Origin of the sequence: Mycolicibacterium hippocampi (assembly GCF_010723735.1) — a bacterium.
GTDB classification, from domain to species: domain Bacteria; phylum Actinomycetota; class Actinomycetes; order Mycobacteriales; family Mycobacteriaceae; genus Mycobacterium; species Mycobacterium hippocampi.
In genome coordinates, this window is the sequence record NZ_BLLB01000002.1 from 5,582,827 (window position 1) to 5,603,620 (window position 20,794).

Genomic DNA, 20,794 nt, shown 5'->3' on the forward strand with positions numbered 1-20,794 from the left:
GTTCAGCGCCGTAGGCCGGCGAGCAGCCGCTGATGCACCGGCGGCGCCGGTGCTGCTGCAGCGGCTTCGACCATGCCGGCGACGGTGGTGAACTTGACGCGAGGTCGCAGATCACCGCCGCGGCCGACCTCGGCGTCGTCGATCGCCTTCCACCCGGCGGCGTCGATGACGGCGGGCTGCCTGCCCCGGACGAACCGGTCGAGCGAGGCGACCTTGTGGACGGGCTCGCTCAACAGCCCGACGTTGTAGTCGGCGACCAGGTTGTGCACCGTCTGGGCGGCACACGACTTGTTGGTCCCGATGAACCCGGTCGGGCCGCGCTTGATCCACCCCGCGACATAGCTGCCCGGCACCGGCTCCCGGGTCCGCGGATCGAGCACCCGGCCGCCGTCGTTGGGGACCACCGCGGCCGCGTCGTCGAACGGCAGACCACGAATCGGCTTGCCGCGGTACCCGATTGACGTCAACACCAGACCGGCGGCGAGTTCGCGCACCTCGTCGGTGCCCGTCACCGAGAACTCCACCCCGGTGGCGGCACCCTCCCCCAGCACGCGCCTGGGGGTCAGCCCGTAGGCCAACCGGATTCTGGGTCGCTCCCCACCGGGGTCGGACGCCTGGCCCAGCTTGGCCAGGATCTCGAGCTTGTTGCGGGTCAGCGGGTCGGCTTCGCTTGCGAGATCGCGGATCACCAGATCGTGGTCGGCGGTATCGAGCACCACCTCGCATGTCGACGTCAGACCAATGAGCTCGGGCAGGGTGAAGGCCGACGCAGCGGGTCCCCGACGGGCCGCGATCACCACCTCCTGCACCCGGGAAGCGCGCAGGGTTTCCAGCGCATGGTCGGCGATGTCGGTGCGCGCCAGGACATCCGGGTCGGTCGTCAGGATGCGCGCGACGTCCAGCGCCACGTTCCCGTTGCCCACTATGACGACGCGTTCGCCGCTGAGATCGACGGGCAGCCCGGCATATTCCGGATGCCCGTTGAACCAGGCGACGACCTCGGTCGCGGTCGATGTCCCCGGAAGTCCCATCCCCGGCACCTCGAGACGACGGTCGTCGGGTGCGCCGACCGCGTACAGCACCGCGTGATGATGTTCGAGCAGTTCGTCGTGCGTCAGGTCCGACCCCACCTCACAGTTGAGATAGAAGGAGAACCCGGGAAGACGGGCGATGCGGTCGAAGAGCCGGGTCACCCTCTTGGTGCTCTGATGGTCGGGGGCCACACCCGCACGCACCAGGCCGTAGGGCGTCGGGAGCTTTTCGAAAACGTTGACCCGCACGCCCTGCTGGGTCAGCAGTTCGTCGGCGGCATACATCGCGGCCGGACCGGACCCCACCACGGCGACTCGCAGCGGGCCGCCCGGCCGCGGGTGCACCACCGGCGCCTCCAGCACCGGAGCCAGCTTGGACGTCGGGGGCAGCTTGGTCTCCCGCTGCGGATAGAACGCCGCGTTCAACTCGACGAACGGCAACTGCTTGTCGGTCAGCCGGGTGTCCGGCGCGATCGCGCCGACGGGGCATGCGGACACACACGCGCCACAGTCGACACACGCCACCGGATCGATGTAGAGCATCTCCGCGGTGGCGAAGCCCGGCTCGTCGGGTGACGGGTGGATGCAGTTGACCGGGCACGCGTAAACGCACGACCCGTCGCTGCAGCACGACTGGGTGATGACGTGAGGCATGAGGATCCTGTCCGGGACCGCCTACGCGGCGGTCACCACGTGCTGACGCGCCGGTTCGCTGCGGTAGCGGCTGGGCTGGCCGTCGATCCTGCACGCCCGCCACATCAACTTCGCGGCCGGGTTCATCAACCCTGTCTCGTGGCACAGCATCCGGACATCGCCGAACATGTCGCGCAGGAACTGCCGCGACTCCGGCGAACGGAAGAACAGCTCCCGCTTGACCGAGCGCGGGATGTCGAACTCCTTCCAGAAGGATTTCGGCGGCTTGACGATCGCCTGGCACAACACCCGCATGATGATCGGCACGTGCAGCGACAGCCAGAAGCGCTTGCGGCGCGGCAGGTGCGGAACCCGCTTGCGCAGATACTCGTGGGCGAACGAGATGTGCCGGGCCTCTTCGGCGACGTGGATGGCCATCACGCGCTCCATGATCGGGTGCAGCGCCTTGCCTTCCCGCAGGATGTTCTTCTGGGTGTGGTCGATGGGCTCCTCGCCGGCCAGCACCCCGAAGAAGAACGGGATGGGCAGCGGGCCCGCGGCCAGCGGGATGAACTGCGACAGCCACTTGAGCATCCGCGGCATGCCGGGCACGTCGGCGCCGATGCGGTTCACCATCTCCTGGAACATCATGGTGTGGTTGCATTCTTCGACCGATTCGTGCAGGCAGTACCGGTACTCCGGGGAGCCGTTCGGGACCCAGAACGCGTAGTTCATCAGACCGCGAATCAGGATCGACTCGAAGTGCAGGCCCACTTTGGCGACGTTTGCCTGGCGCCACATCCCGATCTCGATCTGCCGCTCCACCGGCTGCGATTGGTACCAGGGGTGACGTCCGATCGGGTCGGTTCCGGGCAGGATCCAGCGGGTGTCATCGGGGACCACCGCGAACTCGGGCGAGTCCCACTCGATGTCCGTATACGGATTGAAGTTACGTCGCACCGACCCCTCGGACAGGGTGGTCAGCATGTCGACGTACTCCCGGTCCTCCGGGCTGTCGCCGATCTCCATGTTCTTGCGCCAGCGCCGGATGATCGGCGTTCGAGCTTCCTTGACAGCCATCTTGAGCCTCCCGTGAGGTTTACATTCGTCCGCTCGCTGTCCAAATACAGTACCCATGGTCCCAGGAATTGAACAGGCCGTTTTGCGGCAGTGTGGCCACCAGGGGTTATCTGCGTCACATGTGTTCTAAGTCACAGTCACTGGGGTGAGCGGGGACGTTTTGCGTACCCAGGACCCACGCTCGGCGGACCGGGCACCGGAACTTAGGCTGGTCGACATGGCCGACGCTTCCCTGATCATCCCGCCCGAGCTCAAGCCCGCAGACGGACGCTTCGGCTGCGGACCGTCCAAGGTCCGGCCGGAGCAGCTGCAGGCGCTGGCCGCCGCCGGCGAGTTGTTCGGCACCTCGCACCGGCAGGCGCCGGTGAAGAATCTGGTGGGTCGCGTGCGGGACGGGCTGCGCCGGCTGTTCTCCCTGCCCGAAGGCTACGAGGTGGTCCTCGGCAACGGCGGATCCACCGCCTTCTGGGACGCCGCGGCGTTCGGTCTGATCGACAAGCGCTCGCTGCATCTCACCTACGGCGAGTTCAGTGCCAAGTTCGCCTCGGCCGTGGCGAAGAACCCGTTCGTCGGCGATCCGGTGGTCGTCAAGGCGGACGCGGGCAGCGCACCCGAACCGGTGTCCGACCCCTCCGTCGACCTGATCGCGTGGGCACACAACGAGACCTCCACCGGCGTCGCGGTCCCGGTGGTGCGCCCCGACGGTTCGGGTGACGCGCTGATCGCCATCGACGCCACCTCGGCGGCCGGCGGGCTGCCGGTCGACATCTGTGATGCCGATGTCTACTACTTCGCGCCGCAGAAGAACTTCGCTGGTGACGGCGGTCTGTGGATCGCGCTGATGTCGCCCGCCGCGCTGGCCCGGGTGGAGGCGATCGCCGGTTCCGGACGCTGGGTGCCGGAGTTCCTGTCGCTGCCCATCGCGATCGACAACAGCGTCAAGAACCAGACGTACAACACCCCGGCCATCGGCACGCTGGTGCTGCTGGCCGAACAGATCGACTGGCTGCTCGGCAACGGCGGCCTGGACTGGGCCACCAAACGGACCGCTGACTCCTCGGGGCGGTTGTACTCGTGGGCCGAGGCGTCACCGTTCGCCACACCGTTCGTCACCGATCCGAAGCTGCGCTCCCAGGTCGTGGGCACCATCGACTTCTCCGACTCCGTCGACGCCGCGGCGGTCGCCAAGATCCTGCGCGCGAACGGCATCGTCGACACCGAGCCGTACCGCAAGCTGGGACGCAACCAACTCCGCGTCGGGATGTTCCCCGCAGTAGAGCCCGACGACGTCAGCGCGTTGACGGCGTGCGTCGACTTTGTGGTGGAGCGGCTTTAGCCGCGACAGAAGGTGGCGAGCGGCTTTGGTTGCGCTTCAGCCGCTGCCGCGTGTCACCCCGGTTACGGACCGATAACGCAGTAGGGTCACGTCCGTATCGGGTTTGGCATCAGCCCGGAGGAGGTCGTAATGCGGGAACTCAGGGTCCTAGGACTCGACGTCGACAGCCGACGGATCATCTGCGAAACCGACGACTCCACGGAGAAGTTCGTGCTGCGCTCCGACGAGCGCCTCAAAGCCGCGGTACGCGGCGACCAAGTCGGCTCAAACCAAACCACGATCGAGGTCGAGGCTAAAAACGTGCTGCGCCCCAAGGAGATTCAGGCAAAAATCCGCTCAGGCGCGTCAGTCGAGCAGGTCGCGTCGGCGTCCGGGATGGACATCTCCCGCGTCGAGCGATTTGCCCATCCGGTTCTGCTGGAGCGCGCCCGCGCCGCCGAACTGGCCACCGCGGCCCATCCAGTGCTCGCCGACGGCCCGTCGGTGTTGACCCTGCTGGAGACCGTGACCACCGCACTCGTCGCCCGGGGTCTGGACCCCGACGTCACGAACTGGGACGCCTGGCGCAACGAGGACGGCCGGTGGACCGTACAGATGTCGTGGACCGCCGGAAGGTCCGACCTGCAGGCGCACTTCCGCTTCGCCCCGGGGGCGCACGGCGGCACCGTCACGGCCTTCGACGACGCCGCGTGCGAGCTGATCGACCCGAGCTTCGCCCGTCCGCTGCGACCCCTGGCGCCGGTGGCGCAACTGGCGCTCGACGAGCCGGACACCCCGCTGGCGCCGCCGACCGAAGCACCCGAGCCGCCCCCGACGACGAAGCCGCCACGCCCGAAGAAGGGCCGGCCTGCCGTCCCGGCCTGGGAGGACGTCTTGCTAGGCGTTCGTTCCAGCGGCGGCCAGCGCTAGCAGCGCAATCCAGGAAACCGCGACGCCGACAGCTGAACCGAGCACAAACCAACGCCATACCGGCACCTTGCGCCACCCCCACACCGTCGGGGCGAGGCCGCCGACAGCGACCAGGTTCAGTCCGACCGCGAGCAGCGGATGCACCCGCGCCAGCCCGATGCTGAGCACGACGATGGCCGCGCCGATCACGGCGGCGACAAACGCCGCCACCGTCAGACCTGTTGCCCACGGCGTGGAGTCGGTCACTTCCCGAGCCTATCCCGCTCGTAGAAGGCCAACGCTGCGGCTGTCGCCACGTTGAGCGAGTCGGTTCCCCGCGACATCGGGATTCGCACGCACACGTCGCTGGACCGCATCGTCCGCTCCTGCAGGCCCGGCCCTTCCGCGCCGACCATGATCGCCACCCGCTGCGCGGCCAACCCCGGCATCGCCTCCGCCAGCGACTCCGCACCCGGGTCAGGCGTCATCGCCAACAGCCGAAAACCAGTCTCCCGCAACAATTCGAGGTCGGCGGGCCAGCGCTCGGCCCTGGCGAACGGCACCAGCAACGCGTGTCCCATCGAGACGCGGACAGCACGCCGGTACAGCGGGTCGGCGCAACCGCTGCCGAAGACCACCGCATCCACTCCGAGTCCCGCGGCATTGCGAAAAACAGAGCCGAGGTTCTCGTGGTCGTTGACACCTTCGAGGACCGCGACGGTCCGGGCGCCCTCGAGTACATGCGGCACCGTCAGCTCGGTCGCGCGCGACGCCGAGGCGAGCACACCCCGGTTCAGGTGAAACCCGACGACCTCCGCCATCACCTCGGCCGTCACCCGGTAGAACGGTGCGGCCACACCGTCGAGGTCGGCACCGAGTTCAGCTCGCCGCCGCTCGGTGCCCAGGAGCGCCCGCGGCGTGAAACGGGACGCGAGCATGCGCTGCACCACCAACACACCCTCGGCGATCACCAGCCCTTTTCCTGTGGGCAGGTCCGGTCGCCGGTCGACGCTGTTGAGGTCCCGGAAGTCGTCGAGCCGAGGGTCGCCGGGATCGGCGACATCGATCACGTTGGCCATCACGCGTTTTGGTGACCATCGACAACGGATCCGACGGCACTCACAGCGTCGAGACTACCCAGTTGGTCTCGGGCTGCGATCACCGATCGGCTACGTTGAACGCAGTGACGAGCAACCATCGACCCCCGGAGCCCCCAGCGCTGCCTGCGGCGCTTCTCGCGCCGTGGCCTGTCATCGTGGCGATCACCTGTGGCTGGTTGGTCGCGGCAGTCCTTGCCTTCACCGTGAGCTCGCTGCACGACTGGCGGCCCATCACCGTCGCCGGACTCGGGGTCGGCGTTTTTGGCACATCGATATTTCTGTGGCAACGTCACGCCGTGCGTCGCGGATCTCGTGGCGCCCAGAGCGGCCTCACCTAGGAGAAGCCATGGCAGCACCTGTCTTGCAAGCCCAGATCGACATCAATGCCCCGGTTTCCAAGGTGTGGGGACTGGTTTCGGATCTGAGCAAGATGCCGCAATGGAGCCCTCAGTGCCGCCTGATGAAGCCGATCGGCGGACTGCGCCAGGGCGCTCGCACCGTGAACTTCAACCGGCGCGGCCTGCTCTTCTGGCCGACGACGAGTCGCATCACCGAGTTGATCCCCGAGCAGAAGCTGGCGTTCCGGGTCAACGAGAACCACACCGTCTGGACCTACGAACTCGAGCCGACGGAGGCCGGCACCCGGCTGATCGAGACCCGCCACGCCGAGAACGGAACCACGGCGGTGTCCAATTTCCTGGTCAACTCCGTGATGGGCGGCGTGCCCAGCTTCGAAGATGAACTGGTCGAGGGCATGAACGCTTCGTTGGCCCGTATCAAGGCCGCCGCGGAGAGCTAACTGTCGGCGGGCTTCACCACGTCGAGGACACCGTCGTCGTACGGGTCGTGCACCGGCGACCCGGTCCCGGCGGGCGCAGGGGTGTCCGAATGGGCTCCGCACCCGTACTCGGCGTCGACCACGTGACCGTCGGATGCGAACTCGTTGGCGCACACGCCGAACATCACACCCAGTGCCCCGCCGAGCGGCACGTAGAAGCCGCAATCGCGACACATCCGCCGGGTGGCTCTGGCCATCGACGACCCGGGCCCGTGGTCGCCGTCGTGCCAGCGTTGCGCGGCCTCGTTGCGACCCCACAGGCTCAGCACCTGCCGACGTCCCAGCCCGACCTCGACGGCGACGTCGTCGATCTGCGGATCTCCGGTCGCCGTATAGCCCGGCGCCAGGCGGGGATCGTCGGTCGCCGGGGCGAGAAGATCACCGGGACCCAGATCGCCGGGGCGGACCCGTTCGTCCCAGGGCACCCATTTCGGTGCGAGCAACGCGGTCGGGCCCGGCACCAGCACCACCTCGCTGATGGTGGCGTGCGCGGCTCCCGGACATGCGGCGACGACAACCGCCCACTGCCACCCCTGATAGCCCGGTAGCTGGGCCAGGAAGCGGTGGGTGGCAGCCGTCGGATCCTCGAAGCCGGCCCCGAGGTACTCGCCGACGGTGTCCTCCCCGCTGAACTCGACGATCGCCGCACGGGCCTCGTCGACCGCACCCATGAGCACCGCCTCGAGGCCCGGGGAGGCATCGGCGGACCACGGGTCCGGATTCGCCGCCTCGGGCGTATCCACGTTCTGCTGGTCGGGTTCCGTCACACTGTCCATCGCCTCCAATCTTGCACGACAGGACCAAGGTCTAGCCACACCGGCCGCCCACACGCCCGCCGTCGTCCGCATGGGGGAGAATCAACGCGTGACCGGAGCGCGGCGTGACCACCGGGGCCCCGAGGGGCAACCGGGTGAACGCTACTACCCACCGCGCCCACCTGCGGGGGAACACCCGGGGATGGCCAACTACCCCAGCGACCCGTTGCACACCCCCGGCCACCGCTCGTCGCGCCGCAATCCCCCGACCAACCACAGCGCCAATCGATGGCTACCGCCTTTGGACGAGAACGCCCGCCACACCACGTCGCACCGCGACCGTTTCGACCCGCCGCCCGGCCGGCTGGGGGCAGGCGCCGGTGAGAAGGTGACCGTGACGCGGGCGGCCGCGCAGCGCAGCCGGGAAATGGGCTCGAGGATGTACGGCCTCGTACACCGCGCCGCCACCGCCGACGGCGCGGACAAATCCGGCCTGACCGCCCTGACCTGGCCGGTGGTCGCGAACTTCGCGGTGGACGCGGCGATGGCGGTGGCGCTCGCCAACACGTTGTTCTTCGCCGCGGCGTCGGGGGAGAGCAAGGGCAAGGTGGCCCTGTACCTGCTCATCACGATCGCACCGTTCGCCGTCATCGCCCCACTGATCGGGCCGGCGCTGGACCGCCTCCAGCACGGCCGCAGGGTCGCGCTGGCCACCTCGTTCGCGCTGCGCACCGTGCTGGCCGTGATCCTCATCGCCAACTTCGACAGCGCCACCGGCAGCTTCCCGTCCTGGGTGCTGTACCCGTGTGCCCTCGGCATGATGGTGTTGTCGAAGTCGTTCTCGGTGCTTCGCGGTGCCGTCACCCCGCGGGTGCTGCCTCCTTCGATCGACCTCGTCCGGGTGAACTCCCGGCTGACCACGTTCGGGCTGCTTGGCGGCACCCTCGTGGGCGGCGGCATCGCTGCGGCCGCGGAATGGGGTTTCCAGCTCTTCGCGATGCCCGGCGCGCTGTACATCGTCGTCGCAGTGACCGTCGCCGGCGCCGGGCTGGCGATGCGCATCCCCAAGTGGGTGGAGGTCACCGAGGGTGAGGTGCCGACCACCCTGAGCTACCACGGCGGGTCCGACGACCTGCGCCGCCGGCCCGAACCGTACAGCTCGACGATGCGAGCCCGGCAGCCCCTGGGCCGCAACATCATCACCGCGCTGTGGGGCAACTGCACCGTCAAGGTGATGGTCGGATTCCTGTTCCTGTACCCGGCGTTCGTCGCCAAGGCGCATGACGCCAGCGGCTGGGAGCAGTTGCGCATCCTCGGACTGATCGGCGCAGCGGCGGCCATCGGCAACTTCACCGGCAACTTCACCGCCGCGCGCCTCAAGCTCGGCCACCCCGCACGGCTGGTGGTGCGCTGCGCCATCGCGGTCACCGCTGTGGCGCTGGCGACCGCGCTGACCGGCAATCTGATGGTCGCGGCGGCGGCCACGCTGATCACGTCGGGAGCAAGCGCCATCGCCAAGGCATCGCTGGACGCGTCGCTGCAGGACGACCTCCCGGAGGAATCGCGGGCCTCGGCGTTCGGCCGGTCCGAGTCGTTGTTGCAGCTGGCGTGGGTCGCCGGCGGCGCAACCGGGGTGTTGATCTACACCGAGCTGTGGGCGGGTTTCACGACGATCACCGCCATCCTGATGCTCGGTCTCGCCCAGACGATCGTGAGCTATCGCGGCGAATCGTTGATCCCCGGCCTCGGCGGCAACCGGCCGGTGCTCGCCGAGCAGGAAGGTGGGCGGAGCGACGCGACGGCGGTGACGCACGAGTGAAACGTGTTGTCGCCGTGCTCGCGGCGGTGGCGCTGGTGGCTTCCACCGGCACCGGCGTGCTGGTGTGGCAGCTCACCAGAGACCACGAGCCGCAGCTGCCGGAGATCTCCGCGTACTCGCACGGCGAGCTGACGCGGGTGGGTCCCTACCGGTTCTGTGAGGTCCTCAACCCCACCGACTGCGTGGTGCCCGCCGAGCAGGGCGAGCTGCCGGTGACGGGCCGCCACCCGGTCCAGCTGTCGGTGCCGACGGCGATCGCGCAGGCACCGTGGGTGCTGCTGCGCGCCTACGAGGACGACGATGTCATCGATGAGTTCCGCCCCGACAGCAGGCTTGCGGTGACGATTCCCACTGTCGACCCACGACGGGGCCGGCTCACCGGCATCGCCGTGCAGTTGCCGACGCTGGTCCGCGACGAGACGGGCAACGAGTTCCCGGTGCCGCATGCCGAGTGGTCGGTGCGGACCGTCTGGGGTCAGCCGGCTGAATGAGCGGCAGGGACGCGCTCGTCCTGCCGCGGCGGCCCCGGAGGCGACCCGTCTCCGAACGGCCTGCCGCCCAACGCTTCCCGACCGTGTGGCGTCAGCCAGGTCGCCAGGTCCGGGCCCTTGGGCACGACGCGGGTGGGGTTGATGTCGGTGTGGACGATGTAGTAGTGCTGCTTGATCTGGACGAAGTCGGTGGTGTCACCGAACCCCGGGGTCTGGAACAGATCTCGCGCATAGGCCCACAGCACCGGCATCTCGGCGAGCTTGCTCCGGTTGGTCTTGAAGTGGCCGTGGTAGACGGCGTCGAAGCGGGCCAGCGTGGTGAACAGCCGCACGTCGGCCTCGGTGATGGTGTCCCCCACCAGATAACGCTGGTCGGTCAGCCGATCGGAGAGCCAGTCGAGCGCGGTGAACAACCGGTCGTAGGCCCTCTCGTAGGCCTTCTGCGACCCGGCGAACCCGCATCGATACACGCCGTTGTTGATCTCGGTGTAGACCCGCTCGGCCACCTCGTTGATCTCGTCGCGCAGCGGCTCCGGATACAGCTGTGGCGCGCCGTCACGGTGGTGAGCGGTCCATTCGGTCGAGAAGTCCAGGGTGATCTGCGGATAATCATTGGTGACCACCTGCCCGGTGGGGACATCGACGATGGCCGGAACCGTCACCCCTTTCGGGTAGTCGGGAACGCGCTTGTTGTAGGCGTCACGGAGGTAGTGGATCCCCAGCACCGGGTCGAGCCCGTCGGGGTCGAGGTCGAAGGTCCAGCTCCGCTCATCGTGGGTGGGGCCGCAGAAACCGATGGAAAGAGCGTCTTCCAGCCCCAACAGCCGTCGCACGATGATCGTGCGGTTGGCCCACGGGCACGCTCTGGCGACGACGAGGCGGTAGCGGCCGGGTTCGACGGGGTAGCCGTCGCGGCCGTCGGCGGTGATCCGGGTGTCGATGTAGTCGGTGTCGCGGGTGAAGTCACCATCGGCGGTCGAGGAGTCGGCGACGTAGCTCATGCCTCAGTCATACCCGTCGGAATCGAACTCAATGTGCGTCCCGTCAGAAGCGGGAGCGAGATCAGGTACGTCGTCAGGTACTACACGGCCCTCATGCGTCGAGTTCGCGGGCGACGGCCTTGACCACTTCGGAGACCCTGCGGGCCACCTTGCGGTCTGGGTAGCGGCCTTTGCGCAGCTCCGGCTGCACCGCACCCTCCAACAACGTGATCATGTCCTCGACCATGCCGTGCAACTCGTCGGGCGTGTGCTTGTGCTCGACGGATGAGGCTTCTCGCCGTGTCTTGCTCAGGCTCGGCGGCGGGTCGATCAGCTTCAGCGTCAGCGCCTGCGGGCCGCGCCGGCCGGCAGCCACCCCGAACTCGACGCGCTGCCCGGCCTTGAGGCCTTCAACACCGGCGGGCAACGCCGAGGACCGCACGTAGACGTCCTCGCCGTCTTCCTGCGACAGGAACCCGAAGCCCTTCTCCGCGTCGTACCACTTCACCCGGCCGGTCGGCACTGGTCTCACCCGCTTGTCTCTTTGAAGCCAATAAATGTCTGTCCCTGTCGGGTACACAACTAACGCGCCCCGCCTGCGCCGGGACGCGTCCGAAAAGATCTTACTCGGACGCCGGCCCGGCCAGCATCCCCCGATGTCGGTAGGCTGCAGTCACCGTTGGAGGAAGAAGATGCGACTGATACTCAATGTCATCTGGTTGATCTTCGGCGGCCTGTGGCTCGCGTTGGGGTACCTGCTGGCTGCCCTGATCTGCTTCATCCTGATCGTCACGATCCCGTTCGGGTTCGCGGCGCTGCGCATCGCGTCGTACGCGCTGTGGCCGTTCGGTCGCACCATCGTCGACAAGCCCGGCACCCGCCCCGGCGCCCTGGTCGGCAACGTCATCTGGGTCATCCTGTGCGGGGTGTGGCTGGCGATCGGCCACATCATCAGTGCGGTCGCGATGGCCATCACGATCATCGGCATCCCGCTGGCTCTGGCCAACCTCAAGATGATCCCGGTGTCCCTGATGCCGCTGGGCAAGGAGATCGTGCCCGTCGACTCGGTCGACGCCACCGCCGGAGCCCTGCGGTGACGGTGGTTTCGCTCGGGGTGCCGTCGGTGCACCGTCCCAGGCCGCCGGCGCCACCGGAGGGTCCGCTGGTCGACACATTCGGCCGGGTCGCGACCGACCTCCGCGTCTCGCTGACCGACCTGTGCAATCTGCGCTGCACCTATTGCATGCCCGCCGAGGGCCTGGACTGGCTGCCGAGTGATCAGAAGTTGAGTTCCGCAGAACTCGCCCGACTGCTCCACGTCGCGGTCACCCGGCTCGGAATCACCAGCGTCCGGTTCACCGGCGGCGAGCCGCTGGTGGTCCCCCATCTCGAGGATGTGATCGCCAGGACGGCGGCGCTGGACCCGCGCCCGGAGATCACGTTGACCACCAACGGTGTCGGGCTCGAGCGCCGCGCCGCAGGACTCAAGGACGCCGGACTCGACCGCATCAACGTGTCACTGGACACCGTGGACGCCGCCCACTTCGCGGCGATCACCCGCCGCGACCGGCTGGGCGACGTACTGGCCGGACTGCAGGCCGCCAAGGCCGCAGGGCTGAATCCGGTCAAGGTCAACGCGGTGCTCGACCCGGTCACCGGGCTCGACGATGCGGTGGCGCTGCTGCGCTTCTGCCTGGAGCACGGCTATCAGCTGCGCATCATCGAGCAGATGCCGCTCGACGCCGGCCACACGTGGCAGCGAGGGCGCACCATCACCGCCGAGGACGTGCGGCGCACGCTGCAGCGGTACTTCACGTTGACCCCTGACCCGGCCCCGCGCGGTTCAGCCCCGGCACAGCTGTGGCAGGTCTCGTCGGCCGAGACGGGAGACCGGGTGCTCGGACGGGTCGGCATCATCGCATCGGTGTCGCAGGCGTTCTGTGCGGCCTGTGACCGGACCAGGCTCACCGCCGACGGTCAGGTCCGCAACTGCCTGTTCTCCACTGAGGAGACCGATCTGCGCGCCCTGCTGCGCTCCGGGGCCGACGACGACGCTCTGGAGGCTGCGTGGCGGGCCGCGATGTGGGCCAAAGCCGCCGGTCACGGGATCAACGACCCCGACTTCGTCCAGCCTGACCGGCCGATGAGCGCGATCGGCGGCTAGTCGATGCAGGCATGCCCAGAAGTGCGGGTGACCGTGCGGTACTTCGCCGCGGCTCGTGCTGCGGCGGGCGCCGAAACCGAAACGGTCGCGCTGAACGCCGGAACGACGATCGCCGAGTTGATCGACACGCTCAGAGCTCGGGACTCGGAGCTGTCCCGGGTGCTCGCCCGGTGTTCGTTCCTGCGCGACGGAATCGCGGTGCGTGACATGGAATCTGCACTCGGGGATGCGCAGACCGTCGACGTGCTGCCCCCCTTCGCCGGCGGCTGAGACAGTCCCGTTATCGATGTATTCCGTGATTTGCGTCACATAACAGAACGGTCACGGGATGGCTACGGCACGGTTTCGCCGCGTGGTACCTGCAGGAACAACGCAGTTTCCTGGGTTTTTAGAGTTTTTTTAGTATTTGCCGCGGTCAGAAACGCCGACGCGGCCAGAAGGTGACGGGGCCAAGGCCACCGGTTACCGTCTTGACTCAGGTCGTCGACCCCAAACCCGACGGCCCGCCGTGTGACCAATTGCGCCGAGCTCCATCCGTTGGTCCGCGGGGACATCGAGACACAACCTGGATGGAGGCGGGGGACCCACCGGTCCACCGAACACAAGGGACCTGGGGCCGTTTCCGGCTCCTAGGGGTGAAGCCGTCCTCGTTTCGACGATGCCGGCCGGGCGACCTCTCCAGCCCGAACCCGACAGCTGACCTCGCGGGCGCTTCAGAGAGGACCACACGCACTATGAGTGGACGGCATCGCAAGCCCACTTCGTCATCAGTCAGCGTCGCCAAGATCGCCTTCACCGGCGCGGTCATCGGCGGTAGCGGCGTCGTGCTCGCCGGGCATGCCGGCGCGGCAACCGACAGCGAATGGGACCGCGTCGCCAGCTGCGAATCCGGCGGCAACTGGGCCATCAACACCGGCAACGGCTACCACGGTGGTCTTCAGTTTTCGCCGAGCACCTGGTCCGGACACGGCGGTGCCGAGTTCGCGCCGGTCGCCCACCAGGCCACCAAGGAAGAGCAGATAGCCGTCGCTGAGCGAGTCCTGGCGTCCCAGGGCAAGGGTGCATGGCCGTCGTGCGGCGGGCCGCTCTCCGCCGCCACGCCGCGCAATGTGGTCGACGAGCCGCAGCCTGTGGATCCGGTGGCGCTGAACGGCGAGTTGCCGCCGCCGCCTCCCATCGATCCGTTCGCACCGCCACCTCCGCCGCCCGCGCCGTTCGACGCGATGTCGGCCCCCCTGCCCGCGGCACCGCCGCCGGCACCTATGCCGATGGATGCCCCGCCGCCTCCTCCGGCCCCACTGCCGCCCGCACCTGCGCCGATGGACGCGCCGTTGCCGCCCGCACCCGCGCCGATGGACGCCCCGTTGCCGCCCGCACCTGCGCCGATGGACGCGCCGTTGCCGCCCGCACCCGCGCCGATGGACGCGCCGCTGCTCCCCGCACCGCCGGTCGACGACACCATCGCCACCGTCGTGGACTGGGACGGCGCACACGGCCCGGTTCCCGCCGATCAGCCCCAGAGTTGGTCCCTGCACACCGACGTTCCGTTGCAGCCCGCGCCTGTCGACCCGGCACTGCCCCCGCCGGCCCCGGCGGCCCCGGCGGCCGTTGCCGCACCGCCCGCACCCGCGCCGGTCGACCCGCTGGCGCCGCTGGCGGACGTGGCTGTTCCCGCCCCGGCCTACGACATCGCCAACCAGGCAGTCACCGGTGACCTCGCCCTCCCAGATGCCACCCCGCATCTGGTCAGCCCGGACAATCTCCCGCCCGGCACCACGGTCGATCCGGCTCTTGTCCCCAACGAGAGCCCGAACGTGACGTACCTCAAGGAGATCTGGCACGCGATCCAGACCCAGGACATCACCGGCAGCGACGCCCTGCTGGCGCTGACCCAGCGTCCGCTGACGACGCCGGACACCCCGGGTGGTCCGCCGCCGAACACGCCGCTCCCGGTGGGCGCCGACCCGGCTGCTCCGATGCCTCCGGTCCCCGCGCCGGCCCCGGTGTTGCCGCCCGCCTGACCTAGGCGGAGTTCACCCACTCGTCGGTACCGTCGGCGAAGTACTGGTGCTTCCACACCGGTAGCCGCGCTTTCACGCTGTCCACCAGGCGCGCGCAGGTCTCGAACGCAGCGCGCCGGTGGTCGGCAGCCACCGCAACCACCAGCGCGGCGTCGCCGATGTGCAGGATGCCGACACGATGGCTGACGGCGATGGCACGAACTCCCGAGCAGTCGGCCGCGATCTCGGCGACAACGTCGGTCAGCGTCTGTTCGGCGGTTGGATGCGACGAGTAGTCCAGGCGCGTCACCGTGCGACCGCCGTCGTGATCACGCACCACCCCGGCGAACACCACGACCGCGCCCGCGGCGTGGTGCGACACCAGGGCTTCGTGCTCGGCCGAGTCGATGGGGTGCTCGGTCAGCGAGGCGCGCACGACGACGGTCATCCGGTGTGGTCCTTACCGCGGAGTTGGTCCAGCGCGTGCTCGAGGACGTCCGCGAGCACGCCGAGGCCGTCGCGCACGCCCCCGGTCGATCCGGGAAGGTTCACGATCAGCGTCCGACCGGCGACACCGCAGACACCCCGGGACAGCACAGATGTGGGCACGTGCGGAAGTCCCGCGCGCCTGATGGCGTCGGCCAGACCGGGAATCTGATAGTCCACAAGCGCGGCGGTCACTTCGGGGGTGGCGTCCGTCGGCGAGATACCGGTTCCGCCAGAGGTGACGATCACATCGTGATTCTCACGCAACGCCGCCCGCAACGCTGATTCCAGGGGGCCACCGTCGGCGACGACAACCGGCGGCGGGGTGGCGATGCCGCGTTCGTTGAGCCAATCGGCGATGACGGGGCCACATCGGTCCTCATAGACGCCGGCAGATGCCCGGGTGGAGGCGATGACGACCGCGCCCGACCGCGTCATGCGGCCGTCACCTGACCCATGGACCGGTCTTACCGCCCTCTTTGCGGACCACCCGGACATCGTCGATCCGCGCGGACCGGTCCACAGCCTTGATCATGTCGTAGATCGTCAGCGCGGCGACGCTCACCGCCGTCAACGCTTCCATCTCGACACCGGTGCGGTCGGTGGTGCGGACGGTCGCGGTGATGCCGACCGAGCCGGGGTCGTCGGCGTCGCCCATCGTGAACTCGACGTCGACGCCGGTGATCGCCAGCGGGTGACAGAGAGGGATGAGCTCGCTGGTGCGCTTGGCGGCCAGGATGCCGGCGACCCGGGCGGTGGCCAGGGCGTCACCCTTGGGGAGCCCGTTGGCACTGATCATCGCGACCACGTCGGGGCGGGTGTGTACCGTTCCCGCTGCAACCGCGACGCGTTTGGTGACGTCCTTGGTCGTGACGTCGACCATATGGGCCGCGCCCGACTCATCGAGATGCGAGAGATCCGAATGGCCATCCGAATCGACGGGGCCCACCGATCAGCCCGCCGTTACTTGTTGATGACCGTGGAGGATTGGACGAACGGAAGTTCGTCGGCCGGAAGTGGGAACGTGATGTCACCGAACGGCGACAGCGCCCCGGTGCGATCGGCGGCCAGTTCGCTGACCGCGTGATCGTCGAGGTCGGTCGTCGGCCAGCCCGGGTCGACATATCTGGTCTTCTGCCGTTTCTGATCAGCCACCCCCACATTGTGGCAGGCCGCTTGCTGGCTGGCGAGGCCGGGACGCTGCTTTACGCTGGTCAGCGATGAGCGCTTGCGCGAAGAGCAGAGGACACCGATGAGCATGAGCGCTAAGAGCCCGGGCGTGCCACTGGGCGCCTGGTTGGCCGAGCTGGACGACGACCGGCTGATCCGGCTGCTGCGGTTGCGCCCCGATCTCACCCAGCCCCCGCCGGGCACCATGGCCGCGCTGGCCGCCCGCGCGGCGGCACGTCAGTCGGTCAAAGCGGCTACCGACGATCTCGACTTCCTGCAGCTGGCAGTACTCGACGCCCTGCTCACCCTGCATGCCGATACCGCTGGCGTCAGCATCGCCGACCTGACGGCATCGCTCGGTGAACGAGCCGATGGCGTCACGGTGAGCACCGCAGTCGAGGATCTGCGGGAGCGGGCGCTGGTGTGGGGCGACGACGTGCTGAGGGTGGCCGCAGAAGCCGCGTCCGGGCTGCCCTGGTACCCCGGACAGACCACCGCGGAGAGCACTGCGATGTCGGCGGCCGAGATCAGCGAGGCGCTCGAATCCATCGATGATGCTGCGCGGGAGTTGCTCGACAAGCTCCTTGACGGATCTCCGGTGGGCCGGACCCGCGACGCGATGCCGGGCACCCCGCCCGACCGTCCGGTGCAGCGGCTGCTCAGTGCCGGGTTGCTGCGCAGGATCGACGACGACACGGTGATCCTGCCCAGGCTGGTCGGCCAGGTACTGCGCGGCGAAGTCCCGGGGCCCGTCAGCCTGACCCGCCCTGATCCCACGGTGTCGTCGACCGCTGCCCGCGATGTCGACGCAGTTGCCGCCGGCGCCGCGCTCGACCTGTTGCGCGAGGTCGAGATCGTCATCGAAACACTGAGCGCAACCCCGGTCCCCGAGCTGCGCAGCGGCGGTCTCGGGGTGCGTGACGTCAAGCGCCTGACCAAGCTCACCGGCATCGAGGACCGTCGGCTTGGGCTGGTGCTGGAGGTGGCCGCCGCCGCCGGGCTGCTGGCTACGGGAATGCCCGAGCCCGATCCGCCCGACGGCGTTGGCCCCTACTGGGCGCCCACCGTGGCGGCCGACCGGTTCGTCGAGTCACCGACGGCGGTCAAATGGCACCTGGTCGTCTCGGCATGGCTGGACCTGCCGGGCCGACCCAGCCTGATCGGTAGCCGTGGGCCCGACGGTAAACCGTATGCTGCGCTGTCGGATTCACTGTTCTCCACCGCCGCTCCACTGGACCGCCGGCTGCTTCTCGACACCCTCGACGATCTGCCGCCGGGGTCGGGGGTCGACGGTGAGAGCGCTTCGCGCGCGATGGTGTGGCGGCGTCCCCGGTGGTCGGTACGGCTGCAACCCGAACCGGTGGCCGCGCTCCTCGCCGAAGCGCACGCTGTCGGCGCGGTCGGCCGCGGCGCACTGTCCACGCCGATGCGACGCATGCTCGCCGGAGAGTCCGAGGACGCCGTCGTCGCCGCCATGTCGAAGGTGCTGCCCAAGCCGATCGACCACTTCCTGCTTCAGGCCGACCTGACGGTCATCGTGCCCGGGCCGCTGGAGCGCTCTCTGGCCGAGCAGCTGGCCGCGGTCGCGACCGTGGAGTCCGCCGGAGCGGCCATGGTGTACCGGATCACCGAGGGGTCCGTCCGGCGAGCGCTGGACACCGGAAAAACGGCAGGCGAGCTGCACGCGCTGTTCGCCAAACACTCCAAAACCCCGGTCCCGCAGACACTGACGTACATGATCGACGACGTCGCACGCCGCCACGGTCAGCTGCGGGTGGGCATGGCGTCCTCCTTCGTGCGCTGTGAGGACGCCGCGCTGCTCGCGCAGGCGGTCGCGGCGCCGGCGACCGAATCGGTGGAGTTGCGCACCCTCGCGCCGACCGTGGCGGTGTCACAGGCCCCGATCGCCGAGGTGCTGACCGCCCTGCGAGGCGCCGGGTTCGCCCCGGCCGCCGAGGATGCGGCGGGGGCGATCGTGGATCTGCGCAGCCGCGGTTCGCGGGTTCCGGCGCCGGGCCGTCGCCGTGGGTACCGGCACGGGCTGACGCCGACGGATCAGACGCTCGGCGCGATCGTGGCGGTGTTGCGCAAGGCCGCGGCCACGCCGTCGGGCATGCGTCTGGACCCCGCGGTCGCGATCTCGGAGCTGCAGTCGGCCGCGCACCACCAGGAGTCGGTGGTGATCGGCTACGTCGACCCCGCAGGCGTCGCGACGCAGCGCGTGGTAGCGCCGATCAACGTCCGCGGCGGGCAGCTGACCGCCTACGACCCGGCCTCGGGCAGGGTCCGTGAGTTCGCGATTCACCGCGTGACTTCGGTGGTGTCCGCGGAGTCCGGATAATGGGTGGGATGACTTCCTATCGAGACCGCGCATGACCGACGGCCCGCTGATCGTGCAGTCCGACAAGACGGTGCTGCTCGAGGTCGACCATGAGCTTGCCGGGGACGCGCGTGCGGCGATCGCCCCGTTCGCCGAGCTGGAACGCGCCCCCGAGCACATCCACACCTACCGCATCACCCCGCTGGCGTTGTGGAACGCCCGCGCGGCCGGACACGACGCCGAGCAGGTGGTGGACGCCCTGGTCAGCTTCTCCCGCTATGCGGTGCCCCAGCCTCTGCTGGTCGACATCGTCGACACGATGGCCCGCTACGGCCGGTTGCAGCTGGTCAAGAGCCCGGTGCACGGCTTGATCCTGGTCAGCCTGGACCGTGCGGTGCTCGAGGAGGTAATGCGCCACAAGAAGATCGCGCCGATGCTGGGCGCCCGGATCGACGACGACACCGTCATCGTGCATCCCAGCGAGCGCGGTCACATCAAGCAGTTGCTACTGAAGATCGGCTGGCCGGCCGAGGACCTCGCCGGCTACGTCGACGGTGAGGCGCACCCGATCAGCCTGGCTCAGGACGGCTGGCATCTCAGGGACTACCAGGAGATGGCGGCGGACTCGTTCTGGGCGGGCGGTTCGGGTGTGGTGGTGCTGCCGTGCGGGGCGGGCAAGACACTCGTCGGTGCGGCCGCGATGGCCAAGGCCGGCGCGACCACGCTGATCCTGGTCACCAACACCGTCGCCGGGCGGCAGTGGAAGCGTGAACTGATCGCCCGCACCTCGCTGACCGAGGAGGAGATCGGCGAGTACTCCGGCGAGCGCAAGGAGATCCGTCCGGTGACCATCGCCACGTATCAGGTGATCACCCGCCGCACCAAAGGCGAGTACAAGCACCTGGAACTGTTCGACAGCCGGGACTGGGGCCTGATCATCTACGACGAGGTTCATCTGCTGCCCGCGCCGGTGTTCCGGATGACGGCCGATCTGCAGTCGCGCAGGCGTCTGGGGCTGACCGCCACGCTGATCCGCGAGGACGGCCGCGAAGGCGACGTGTTCTCGCTGATCGGGCCGAAGCGCTACGACGCCCCGTGGAAGGACATCGAAGCCCAGGGTTGGATCGCACCGGCCGAGTGCATCGAGGTGCGGGTCACGATGACCGACAACGAACGGATGCTGTACGCCACCGCCGAACCCGAGGAGCGCTACAAGCTCTGCGCGACGGCGCACACCAAGATCGCTGTGGTGAAGTCGATCCTGCAACGGCACCCGGCCGAGCCGACGTTGGTGATCGGCGCCTACCTCGACCAACTCGACGAGCTGGGCGCCGAACTCGACGCCCCGGTGATCCAGGGGTCGACCAAGACGGCGGAGCGGGAGGCGCTCTTCGACGGCTTCCGCCGTGGCGAGATCCGAACCCTGGTGGTGTCGAAGGTCGCCAACTTCTCCATCGACCTGCCCGAAGCCAGTGTCGCCGTTCAGGTCTCGGGAACGTTCGGGTCTCGCCAAGAGGAGGCCCAACGCCTGGGGCGGCTGTTGCGACCCAAGGCCGACGGCGGCGGCGCGGTGTTCTACTCGGTGGTCTCTCGCGACAGCCTCGATGCGGAGTACGCCGCGCATCGGCAGCGGTTCCTCGCCGAGCAGGGCTACGGGTATGTCATCAAGGACGCCGACGACCTTCTGGGGCCCGCGATCTGAA

At 68.7% G+C, this 20,794-nt stretch carries 23 protein-coding genes and 1 riboswitch; of the genes, 12 read left to right on the forward strand and 11 right to left on the reverse strand.

Going from position 1 to position 20,794, the window contains the following annotated elements:
• Positions 1–2: 2 nt before the first annotated feature.
• Together G6N53_RS27860 and G6N53_RS27865 are read right to left on the reverse strand one after the other, a co-directional pair.
• On the reverse strand, positions 3–1,685 hold the full coding sequence (locus G6N53_RS27860) for an FAD-dependent oxidoreductase (RefSeq protein WP_163894639.1): 1,683 nt from the start codon (positions 1,683–1,685) through the stop codon (positions 3–5).
• 21 nt (positions 1,686–1,706) lie between these two features.
• Positions 1,707–2,744, reverse strand: coding sequence for an AurF N-oxygenase family protein (locus G6N53_RS27865; protein ID WP_163894641.1), 1,038 nt, complete (start codon positions 2,742–2,744; stop codon positions 1,707–1,709).
• 217 nt (positions 2,745–2,961) lie between these two features.
• On the opposite strand from G6N53_RS27865, the gene serC reads away from it, so the two are divergent.
• Both serC and sepH read left to right on the forward strand, forming a co-directional pair.
• Positions 2,962–4,080 carry a phosphoserine transaminase gene (serC, locus tag G6N53_RS27870; protein ID WP_163894643.1) on the forward strand — a complete coding sequence of 373 codons (1,119 nt, stop codon included), beginning with the start codon at positions 2,962–2,964 and terminating at the stop codon, positions 4,078–4,080.
• Between the two features lie 129 nt (positions 4,081–4,209).
• A complete protein-coding gene (gene sepH / locus G6N53_RS27875) occupies positions 4,210–4,989 on the forward strand; it encodes a septation protein SepH (protein ID WP_163894645.1) in 780 nt (259 codons plus the stop codon).
• Here sepH and G6N53_RS27880 read toward each other — a convergent pair.
• Positions 4,957–5,235 carry a DUF2537 domain-containing protein gene (locus tag G6N53_RS27880; RefSeq protein WP_163894647.1) on the reverse strand — a complete coding sequence of 93 codons (279 nt, stop codon included), beginning with the start codon at positions 5,233–5,235 and terminating at the stop codon, positions 4,957–4,959. The genes sepH and G6N53_RS27880 overlap by 33 nt on opposite strands.
• Complete coding sequence (locus tag G6N53_RS27885) at positions 5,232–6,047, reverse strand: TrmH family RNA methyltransferase (protein ID WP_163894649.1); 816 nt, start codon at positions 6,045–6,047, stop codon at positions 5,232–5,234. The genes G6N53_RS27880 and G6N53_RS27885 overlap by 4 nt, the downstream gene beginning before the upstream one ends.
• 104 nt (positions 6,048–6,151) lie before the next feature.
• On the opposite strand from G6N53_RS27885, the gene G6N53_RS27890 reads away from it, so the two are divergent.
• Both G6N53_RS27890 and G6N53_RS27895 read left to right on the forward strand, forming a co-directional pair.
• A complete protein-coding gene (locus G6N53_RS27890) occupies positions 6,152–6,406 on the forward strand; it encodes a DUF2530 domain-containing protein (protein ID WP_163894651.1) in 255 nt (84 codons plus the stop codon).
• Between the two features lie 8 nt (positions 6,407–6,414).
• A complete protein-coding gene (locus G6N53_RS27895) occupies positions 6,415–6,867 on the forward strand; it encodes an SRPBCC family protein (RefSeq protein WP_163894653.1) in 453 nt (150 codons plus the stop codon).
• Here the strand turns inward: G6N53_RS27895 and G6N53_RS27900 are convergent.
• Positions 6,864–7,682, reverse strand: a complete 819-nt coding sequence (locus G6N53_RS27900) for a DUF3027 domain-containing protein (protein ID WP_163894655.1) — start codon at positions 7,680–7,682, stop codon at positions 6,864–6,866. The two genes, G6N53_RS27895 and G6N53_RS27900, sit on opposite strands and share 4 nt — an antisense overlap.
• Positions 7,683–7,770: 88 nt before the next feature.
• Here G6N53_RS27900 and G6N53_RS27905 point away from each other — a divergent pair, with 88 nt between their 5' ends.
• Positions 7,771–9,480, forward strand: a complete 1,710-nt coding sequence (locus tag G6N53_RS27905) for an MFS transporter (RefSeq protein WP_371870869.1) — start codon at positions 7,771–7,773, stop codon at positions 9,478–9,480.
• Positions 9,477–9,971, forward strand: a complete 495-nt coding sequence (locus G6N53_RS27910; protein WP_163894660.1) for a DUF2771 domain-containing protein — start codon at positions 9,477–9,479, stop codon at positions 9,969–9,971. The genes G6N53_RS27905 and G6N53_RS27910 overlap by 4 nt, the downstream gene beginning before the upstream one ends.
• On the opposite strand, the gene G6N53_RS27915 is transcribed toward G6N53_RS27910, so the two are convergent.
• The gene (locus G6N53_RS27915; RefSeq protein WP_163894662.1) at positions 9,956–10,972 is read right to left on the reverse strand and encodes a glutathione S-transferase family protein; all 1,017 of its coding nucleotides are present in this window, start codon (positions 10,970–10,972) and stop codon (positions 9,956–9,958) included. The genes G6N53_RS27910 and G6N53_RS27915 overlap by 16 nt on opposite strands.
• Positions 10,973–11,063: 91 nt before the next feature.
• Entirely contained in the window at positions 11,064–11,474 is a 411-nt protein-coding gene (locus G6N53_RS27920) for a cold-shock protein (RefSeq protein ID WP_163896419.1), read from the reverse strand.
• Positions 11,475–11,643: 169 nt separating this feature from the next.
• Here G6N53_RS27920 and G6N53_RS27925 point away from each other — a divergent pair, with 169 nt between their 5' ends.
• From G6N53_RS27925 to G6N53_RS27940, 4 genes are all read left to right on the forward strand, one after another.
• Positions 11,644–12,048: a YccF domain-containing protein gene (locus tag G6N53_RS27925; RefSeq protein WP_163894665.1), complete on the forward strand. Its 405-nt coding sequence runs from the start codon at positions 11,644–11,646 to the stop codon at positions 12,046–12,048.
• Positions 12,045–13,115: a GTP 3',8-cyclase MoaA gene (gene moaA / locus G6N53_RS27930; protein ID WP_163894667.1), complete on the forward strand. Its 1,071-nt coding sequence runs from the start codon at positions 12,045–12,047 to the stop codon at positions 13,113–13,115. The genes G6N53_RS27925 and moaA overlap by 4 nt, the downstream gene beginning before the upstream one ends.
• 3 nt (positions 13,116–13,118) lie before the next feature.
• Positions 13,119–13,385 (forward strand): MoaD/ThiS family protein, encoded by a 267-nt coding sequence (locus G6N53_RS27935; RefSeq protein WP_163894669.1) that lies wholly within the window; start codon positions 13,119–13,121, stop codon positions 13,383–13,385.
• Positions 13,386–13,667: 282 nt separating this feature from the next.
• Positions 13,668–13,841: riboswitch (cyclic di-AMP (ydaO/yuaA leader) on the forward strand.
• An 8-nt stretch (positions 13,842–13,849) separates the two neighbouring features.
• A complete protein-coding gene (locus G6N53_RS27940; protein WP_163894671.1) occupies positions 13,850–15,136 on the forward strand; it encodes a transglycosylase family protein in 1,287 nt (428 codons plus the stop codon).
• A 1-nt stretch (position 15,137) separates the two neighbouring features.
• On the opposite strand, the gene G6N53_RS27945 is transcribed toward G6N53_RS27940, so the two are convergent.
• From G6N53_RS27945 to G6N53_RS29965, 4 genes are all read right to left on the reverse strand, one after another.
• Complete coding sequence (locus tag G6N53_RS27945; RefSeq protein ID WP_163894673.1) at positions 15,138–15,563, reverse strand: molybdenum cofactor biosynthesis protein MoaE; 426 nt, start codon at positions 15,561–15,563, stop codon at positions 15,138–15,140.
• Positions 15,560–16,039 carry a MogA/MoaB family molybdenum cofactor biosynthesis protein gene (locus G6N53_RS27950; protein ID WP_163894675.1) on the reverse strand — a complete coding sequence of 160 codons (480 nt, stop codon included), beginning with the start codon at positions 16,037–16,039 and terminating at the stop codon, positions 15,560–15,562. The genes G6N53_RS27945 and G6N53_RS27950 overlap by 4 nt, the downstream gene beginning before the upstream one ends.
• A 7-nt stretch (positions 16,040–16,046) precedes the next feature.
• Positions 16,047–16,484: a cyclic pyranopterin monophosphate synthase MoaC gene (gene moaC / locus G6N53_RS27955; protein WP_163894677.1), complete on the reverse strand. Its 438-nt coding sequence runs from the start codon at positions 16,482–16,484 to the stop codon at positions 16,047–16,049.
• 80 nt (positions 16,485–16,564) lie between these two features.
• Positions 16,565–16,756 carry a hypothetical protein gene (locus G6N53_RS29965; RefSeq protein ID WP_205390482.1) on the reverse strand — a complete coding sequence of 64 codons (192 nt, stop codon included), beginning with the start codon at positions 16,754–16,756 and terminating at the stop codon, positions 16,565–16,567.
• A 103-nt stretch (positions 16,757–16,859) separates the two neighbouring features.
• On the opposite strand from G6N53_RS29965, the gene G6N53_RS27965 reads away from it, so the two are divergent.
• Both G6N53_RS27965 and G6N53_RS27970 read left to right on the forward strand, forming a co-directional pair.
• Positions 16,860–19,112 (forward strand): helicase-associated domain-containing protein, encoded by a 2,253-nt coding sequence (locus G6N53_RS27965; protein ID WP_163894681.1) that lies wholly within the window; start codon positions 16,860–16,862, stop codon positions 19,110–19,112.
• A gap of 31 nt (positions 19,113–19,143) precedes the next feature.
• Positions 19,144–20,793: a DNA repair helicase XPB gene (locus G6N53_RS27970; protein WP_163894683.1), complete on the forward strand. Its 1,650-nt coding sequence runs from the start codon at positions 19,144–19,146 to the stop codon at positions 20,791–20,793.
• The last annotated feature ends 1 nt before the right edge of the window (position 20,794 follow it).